At 42.6% G+C, this 7,646-nt stretch carries 5 protein-coding genes and 2 tRNA genes; 5 read left to right on the top strand and 2 right to left on the bottom strand.

The window, feature by feature from the left end:
• Positions 1–100: 100 nt before the first annotated feature.
• A complete protein-coding gene (locus F0232_RS24580) occupies positions 101–2,095 on the top strand; it encodes a hypothetical protein (protein WP_253821988.1) in 1,995 nt (664 codons plus the stop codon).
• Between the two features lie 78 nt (positions 2,096–2,173).
• Here the strand turns inward: F0232_RS24580 and ltaE are convergent, their stop codons facing one another.
• Both ltaE and F0232_RS24570 read right to left on the bottom strand, forming a co-directional pair.
• On the bottom strand, positions 2,174–3,184 hold the full coding sequence (ltaE, locus tag F0232_RS24575; RefSeq protein WP_105058244.1) for a low-specificity L-threonine aldolase: 1,011 nt from the start codon (positions 3,182–3,184) through the stop codon (positions 2,174–2,176).
• A gap of 17 nt (positions 3,185–3,201) precedes the next feature.
• Complete coding sequence (locus F0232_RS24570) at positions 3,202–3,717, bottom strand: NUDIX hydrolase (RefSeq protein WP_061030875.1); 516 nt, start codon at positions 3,715–3,717, stop codon at positions 3,202–3,204.
• A 287-nt stretch (positions 3,718–4,004) separates the two neighbouring features.
• On the opposite strand from F0232_RS24570, the gene F0232_RS24565 reads away from it, so the two are divergent.
• The 4 genes from F0232_RS24565 to F0232_RS24550 all read left to right on the top strand — a co-directional run bounded on the left by F0232_RS24565 (position 4,005) and on the right by F0232_RS24550 (position 7,514).
• Positions 4,005–5,660: an ATPase RavA domain-containing protein gene (locus tag F0232_RS24565; RefSeq protein ID WP_061030876.1), complete on the top strand. Its 1,656-nt coding sequence runs from the start codon at positions 4,005–4,007 to the stop codon at positions 5,658–5,660.
• A gap of 10 nt (positions 5,661–5,670) precedes the next feature.
• Positions 5,671–7,116, top strand: coding sequence for an ATPase RavA stimulator ViaA (viaA, locus tag F0232_RS24560; RefSeq protein WP_105058243.1), 1,446 nt, complete (start codon positions 5,671–5,673; stop codon positions 7,114–7,116).
• Positions 7,117–7,313: 197 nt separating this feature from the next.
• Positions 7,314–7,387, top strand: a tRNA-Cys gene (locus F0232_RS24555).
• Positions 7,388–7,423: 36 nt separating this feature from the next.
• Positions 7,424–7,514 (top strand) — tRNA-Gly (locus F0232_RS24550).
• Positions 7,515–7,646: the final 132 nt, after the last annotated feature.

The raw sequence follows: 7,646 nt of genomic DNA, 5'->3' as shown, positions 1-7,646 counted from the left end.
AGATGTGTATAAGAGACAGATCACTAGGTTCGATTGTTATTTTTATTGTTATTTTTATTATTAGCGGCGAAGCATAAAATCTCAGCGAGAATAAAAATACATGAAAATATCTAAGGCTTTGCCGTTCGTATTAATGAGCGCGCTTTTGTCGAATACTTCTTTTGCACAAGACGTTAATCACTCGTCGGTTGTTCAAACGGTGTTTTATGACCAAGTGGATCCTCAATACCATGACTCCCTATACCTATTTCAGTTGGTTCTTTCGAAGAATTGCTTAACTTACCGTTCGGAAGAGAAGCCTTGTAAGGATTATCTGAAAGAAAAATACGATTCGGTTTCTTCGGATTGGTATCAAGAGCAAGAGCCAATTAAGAAACAATATCTTAATGTCAAGCTCGAGATGATTAGTAATACTAATATCGTTCTTGCCGATGTTCATCATGGAGATCAGGGTTATGTTAGCCCTATTATCGCAGACACGCAGTCCATTATGGACGCTCGTATTAACCCTGAACTACAAACAATCATTCGCCGAGAGCTGGATGAAAACAGCAGTAAAACAGGGCTAGATTTTGTCGGTGCAAAACAACAATTGTTCGTTCAGTATGATAATGAAGCAAAGCGCTTTCATGATGCTGAAATTGAGCAAATAGATTTTTCGTCACCAAAGCCAACAAAAGCAGAGAAAATCCATTATCAAGAGCTGCTGTTTATACAAAAATATCTTTCAGAAAAGTTATCGATGACTACTGCTGAAAGGGAGTTAGACAAGCTTTTAAAGGATGTAATTCGAGACATAGTTAGGTGTGCGGAGTGTACTACTACGCCTATAGTTAAAACTTGGAACAACTCGTACGTGGCCTACAAAGAGGTAAGTCTTTCGGAGGTGATGTTGTTTGGGCTTGAGACGATCCCTACGGGTAACGCAGAAGTTTTATATCCAGCAGAGTATTTTAAGCCTGGTGAACAGGGTGTTTCTGTTATTGAATTTCTTTCAAACCTTCGCTCTTATATTATGCAAAATGAATCGACTTTGTTTGTTTCAAAAGACAAAGTAAATAATGATTTAAAACCTGCAGGTATCGATCCAATCTCTTGGGAAGTGATGAAGAAGAGCGTGTCGGATGTTAATTTGAATTCTGAAATTTGGAAAAAGGCGATGGTTCCTAACATTCGTCGTTTGTTTAATTCATTAGTCAAAATTACAACAGGGCCTACAGGGGCGACTTTTGTAAACTCTGCCTCTCAGGCAATGAATAAGGCTGTTACAACAAACTTTAAGCTGGTCAATATCGGGAAAACATTCAATTTAGCGAGTGCTGTAAATGCGGTTGTAAAACACATTCCTAAAGTGGTCACCGGGGAATCCGAGCGTCATTTATGTAATAGTGACGAGATTGAAGGTAGTGGTTTTACTAATGGCATTACGCTTGAAGAGCTGTGTGTGTATGTTCCTAATTTCCGTAGTCAATCCTTCCCGATTACAGTAGGCTCGTTACTTGATCAAAGTGAAGGTTCTGCGATTGTTGAAGATCTCAGTGGTGGGAATACTGCGATGACTACGCTATATCAAATCCTTCCGTCTGTTATTAACCCTTGGGAGTGGATTTTTAATGGCTTACAAGCGATAAGTGGTGTGGACTTAAGGGTGTATGGCCAGGACATCATGGGTTATCGTGTGACTTTAGTGCATGATAGTGGTGCTATCGTGTATCGAAATATTATGTTTGCAAAGCAAGAATTAGTCTTGTCAAAAGACCAGCTATTTGATGCCGATGTTAGTCATTATACAATGAAAGTGTACAGCAACTTGAATAACAACGAAGTTGCGAACTTCGCTCTAAGTCAAAGTATGTTTGACCGCAGTTATGGTGGCGTAGTCAAAGGCAATAAATTCTATTTTGTTGAAGAGATTTTTGATAACCAAAAGCAGGAATATGTCAATAATGGTCGCGCAATCAAAGTATGTGGTTTACCGCCGCAAAACAGAAATGATGATGAGTTCCTTTATGAGTGTCTAGAGGATAGATTTTACCCTCGTATTATTCCTGATTACTATATGGACAACATGCGTGTAGTACCTAAACCGGAATAAGTATTAACTGACTGATGGTAAAAAATGCCACACGACATAGTGTGGCATTTTACGATTCGTTAAGGGCTGATTATGGTATTAGACTGTCAGCGCTTTTTGTAATTCATTTAAGAATCGAGAAATATCCTCTGCACTAATATCGCGGTGAGTGACAAAACGTACAGGGTTACCAGGTGTCATTGTAATACCTTGTTCGCTAAGTTCACCTGCGATACGGTTGATATCCACTGACTCGTCTAACTTCGCAAATACGATATTTGTTTGAACGAAATCCGGGTTAACCGAGAAGCCTTCCAATTTACTCAAGCCAATAGCCAGGTTTTTCGCGTTCTCGTGGTCAGCTTTGAGCTGAGTAACGTTCTCAGTCAGCGCCATTTTTCCTGCTGCAGCAAGAATACCCGCTTGGCGCATACCACCACCGACCATTTTACGTAGTCGACGTGCTTTAGCGATGTACTCTTTACTACCAAGTAGCAGAGAGCCAATCGGAGCCCCCAAACCTTTTGATAAACAAATCGTCATCGAATCGAAGTGTTGTGCGATCTCTTTGATGTGCACGTCTAGTGCCACTGCTGCGTTATATACTCGTGCGCCATCTAGGTGCATTTGCAAACCGTGTTGGTTTACGAAATCACGAGCTTCCGCTAGGTAAGACATTGGCAGTACTTTGCCGTTAATCGTGTTTTCTAAGCTTAGGAGTTTAGTGCGAGCGAAGTGGCTGTCGTCTGGCTTAATAGCAGCGGCAAGCTTTTTGAAATCAAGAGTGCCGTCTGGGTTGTTCTCGATTGGTTGAGGTTGAATCGAACCCAGTACCGCAGCGCCGCCTGCTTCGTATTTGTAGTTATGTGCTTGCTGGCCACAAAGGTATTCGTCACCACGCTCACAGTGCGCCATTAAACCCAGTAGGTTGGCTTGTGTACCCGAAGAAGTGAACATTGCGGCTTCAAAGCCTGTTTCTTTGGCTGCCCACTGCTCAAGTTCGTTTACTGTTGGGTCGTCACCATATACATCATCACCGACTTCTGCGTTTGCCATTACATTGCGCATTGCTTGTGAGGGTTTAGTTACGGTATCAGAACGAAAGTCCATGTTTCTCTCCTAGAGTATTATAGGTAGCCGCAGAGTTGGGCTTTACTTAAACAAGCGATAGTTTTTGTATCGGTGATTTGATCGTGTCGTATTTTGTCGTGCAGTTCCTCTAAGCTCAGCTCGATCACTTCTATGACTTCATCTTCATCACATTCAAAGCGGGTTGTGAGGCTAAGGTCTTTTGCGACGAATAGATGCTGTATCTCATCGCAGAAGCCAGCTAAAGGCGTAACTTGCCCCAAGCTTTGAAAAGAAGTTGCACTGTAACCTGTTTCTTCTTCCAGTTCGCGCTGTGCGCATTCAAGAGGTGTCTCGTTAACTTCCATCGTGCCTGCAGGCAGTTCTAAAAGCCACTTTTTAAGGGAAGGACGAAACTGGTTAATCAGGATGATTTTTCCAGATGAGGTGATAGGAAGAATAACGGCCGCACCAGGGTGATTGATTGTTGTATGTTTTACCACAACGTTCGTAGGGAGCGTCACGGTCTCTTCTATGAGAGAAATACTTTTCCATTGATGGATAACTTTATTCATGCAGTCTGGCCACGTTCCTTGCCAATTTGTCGTATTCGAAAGACGTGCACCACCTTAACTTCTATGGTGTCGAAAATAAAAGAAAATTTAGACATAGTTTTGAATTAAATTTCACATCATCCGTGACTCTACTCTCAAATTTGCAATCTATGATTACATCGAAATTACTGACGTAACCATCTGATATAAATGCAACTCAATAATAAAATACACTTGTAACAAAGTGCTAACAAATGTATAAAAACAAATCTACACTCTTTATTGTCCAAAGATTTTCGGAGTAATGCATGACCCCTTCTATTTCTTCACATGCTGACAAGGCGCTACTCTCTGAAAGAATTAACAAATTAGCGCATGCTCTCTCTGATGGTGTCTACGAAAGAGAAGATACCATTAAGCTCTGTTTACTGGCTGCTTTGGCTGGTGAAAGTGTTTTCCTACTAGGCCCTCCAGGCATTGCAAAAAGTCTTATCGCTAAACGCCTAATCCAAGCTTTCGATAACAGCAGCTATTTCGAATATTTGATGACACGCTTTTCTACGCCTGAAGAAGTGTTCGGTCCTCTAAGTATCCAAGAACTGAAAGACAACGGTCGCTACGTAAGGTTGACTGAAGGCTACCTTCCAACCGCTCAAGTCGTATTCCTTGATGAAATCTGGAAAGCTGGTCCGGCAATCCTTAATACACTCCTTACTGTTGTGAATGAAAAAACGTTCAAGAACGGTAGTGATATTGAACGCGTACCAATGCGCTTATTGGTCTCTGCGTCGAATGAACTTCCAGATGAAGATAGCGGCCTAGAAGCGCTTTATGACCGAATGCTTGTTCGTGTGTTTGTAAACCGCATTCAGAACAAACAAAACTTCAAGTCGATGCTGACGGCAGGCACTTCTCAAGAAGCTGAGATCCCGAAGGGATTGGCGATCACGGATATTGAATATCACCAGTGGCAAAAAGAACTCGACAAGCTTGAACTGACAGATAACGCATTCAATAAGCTGTATGAGTTGAAAACCATGCTAGAAGAAACGGTTAAGCAGCAGGGTTCAACTTCTGAATCCGATCTGTATGTTTCAGACAGACGTTGGAAGAAAGCTGTGAAACTGCTGAAGGCGAGTGCGTTCTTCAGTGGTCGTGACAGCGTAAACCCGCTTGATATTCTTTTACTGCAAGATTGTTTGTGGCACAGCCCAGAATCACGAGATGTGGTTCGTAGTGTGGTCAAAGACTTTGCGTTGAATCGAGCTTTTGATCAACAAGAGTCCAAAGCTCAAATTGAAATGTCACGTGAAGAGCTTGAAGATATCCAAGACGAAGTTGAATCAACACTTTCTGTTTCCCTCTCAATGGAGACAACCAGCGGCCTTCTACGTAAAGACGTTTACCACAGCGATATTAAAAACGCGAAGACGTACAGCGTCGGTAGTGCTTACAACTTAGTTAAGTTAGTTCTGCTGCAAAGCAACATGTCAGTTTCAGAATCAGAGAAAGGCGATAGTCGTTGGGTTTACGTAGCGAAAGATGATTTCGATCGTGTGCTTAAAGAAGGGCACGGAGATATTTACGGTTACGTAAACGAAAACAAGAATCTGTGTCGCTTGAAGTTGGATCTTGATGCATCGAACCAGCTAGTGATTAAAGACATCGCGAACCGCTCGGTATTAGTCAGTGTTGTGACCACTGATGGTTTGGACCAAGAGCTTTATAACAAATGGTTGAGTGGCGCTGAGCGAGCACTTGAGCAGCTAAACGAAGCTGAATTCAAGCTGAAACGAGTGCGTACCGATTTCCACGATGCGCTACCTCACAACTATATTGACCCAGAGCTACCAAAAGCGATGGAGTCAAGTTTACAAGCGGTAACACAAGAGCTTGAGACCGCGAAAGTGAAGAGCAGCAAGATTGCTCAGCGTCTTAAATTTATGAGTCAGTACTTCGAGTAGAGGGGAAAGTATGTTAGGAGCAGACGGTTTAAACCTTGCTTTAATGGTTGCTGACTCAGGCATCATTGATACGGCGATGAATGATCTCATCGCCCGTTCTCAAGTGATGATGGCTGCTGAGAATAAAGGGGTAAAAACGTCGGTGAAAAACCACCTAGTGAAATGGCGCGGTAAAGTAAAAAAACGCGTTACGAAGGTGTGTGAGACAGACCGATTCCAAGAAGAAATCGCGCTTTATCAAGAAGTGATTCACTGGGATGAACCCCAGTTTTTTGATGAGATCGATAATGTCATCAAAAAATTGGAGTGGCACTCAGCGTTTTATCTGCAAGCTAGACGCCTGATGGAAAACAACAAGGGCGTTTATAATGCGATGTTCCCACACTACTTCTGCGATCAGTGGTACCAATCGCTGTCAGATGCTATCAAGCAAGCCCAAGTGACAGAACTTGAAACCAGTAAAGAGAAAGTTTTAGCGGATCTCTACCAACGTATGGAAACCATGAAAAACATGGATAAAGTGACGGAATCTGGTGATGAGGGAAGTGCTGGACGTTTGTGGGATATGGCTTCTGCTAAGTTAAGTAAAACGGACTTAACCGTAATGAAGCGTCACGCCGAGTTTTTAAATAAACACAAAGGTCTACAAGAGATCGCTGAGAAACTGGGTCGTATGGCGGGCATGGAAGACGATCCTTCGTTACATAAAGCCCCTGTAGAAGAGCTGCAGATGGTTGAAGAGAAAAGCGATGAAGCCGTAGACGATATCGTCGGGATTCATGAAAGCGATGATCTTAACAAGATGCTGCCAAACGAAACCATGTTCTTGGCTTACCCAGAGCTTGAAGTTATCTTCTACAAACACTTGGCGGATAAACGCTTACTGAGTTACCGCTCCAAAGGTAAGTCTCGTACGTTACGTAAAGTGAAGGCGCAAAAGCCAGACAGTAAACACGTTGATATCGAAAAGGGGCCGTTTATTGTTTGTGTCGACGCCTCTGGTTCCATGAGTGGCTTTCCTGAGCAATCTGCTAAAGCAATGGCCTATGCACTAATGCAAATTGCTCTTGCGGAAGAACGAGATTGTTACGTGATCCTTTTCTCTTCTGAACAGATTACTTACGAGCTAACAAGACAAGATGGTTTACGTGAAGCGAGTGACTTCTTGAGCTATTCATTTCACGGAGGTACAGATTTGGAACCTGTATTGATGAAATCGATCGATTTGATGACAGGCGACAAATACAAGAATGCCGATTTAATCGTGCTCTCTGATTTTATTGCCCCTAAGCAGTCTGACGAGATGATCGCTCAGGTTGAAAAGTTGAAGGAACATAAGAACCGTTTCCACGCAGTAAGCCTTTCTAAGTACGGTAACCCTCAATTAATGACTATGTTTGATCATTGTTGGGCATATCACCCGACTTTGGTTGGTCGCTTCATGAAGAAGTGGTAGACCGCGAGTCGCGAATTTAAACCAATTTGCTGTGTGTTTTTTAGCTGAAAAGATCGAACATGCAGCAATTTGATTTAAATGTCAGCAAACAGAATTTAAATTCACTTTTTTGTTTGACTATCTCTCCTTAATCCGTAAAGTAGGCACCCGAACACAGCGGAGTGACTTACTTAGTCCCTAAAGTGTTGAAATAAAAAGGCGCCTTGGCAGAGTGGCTATGCAGCGGATTGCAAATCCGTGGACCTCGGTTCGACTCCGGGAGGCGCCTCCATTATCTCTCTAATCTCTAGAGCAGAATAATGAAAATGCGACACTAGCTCAGCTGGTAGAGCGCAACCTTGCCAAGGTTGAGGTCACGCCTTAAGCCTTGAAGAAAGGGAACCTCGTGTGTCGCTCCAAATTTTGTAATGTTGATTCATTTCGACGTTAAGATGGTGTTTTACTTTTCAGTAATCGGCATCGCAATAAAGAATTGCGTGCCCTGGTGGTGGAATTGGTAGACACAAGGGATTTAAAATCCCTCGACGTTC

Source organism: Vibrio sp. T3Y01, assembly GCF_013114525.1.
GTDB classification, from domain to species: Bacteria; Pseudomonadota; Gammaproteobacteria; order Enterobacterales; family Vibrionaceae; genus Vibrio; species Vibrio chagasii_B.
Note: the sequence above shows the minus strand (reverse complement) of the source record. Positions and strands in the feature narration are given on the sequence as shown.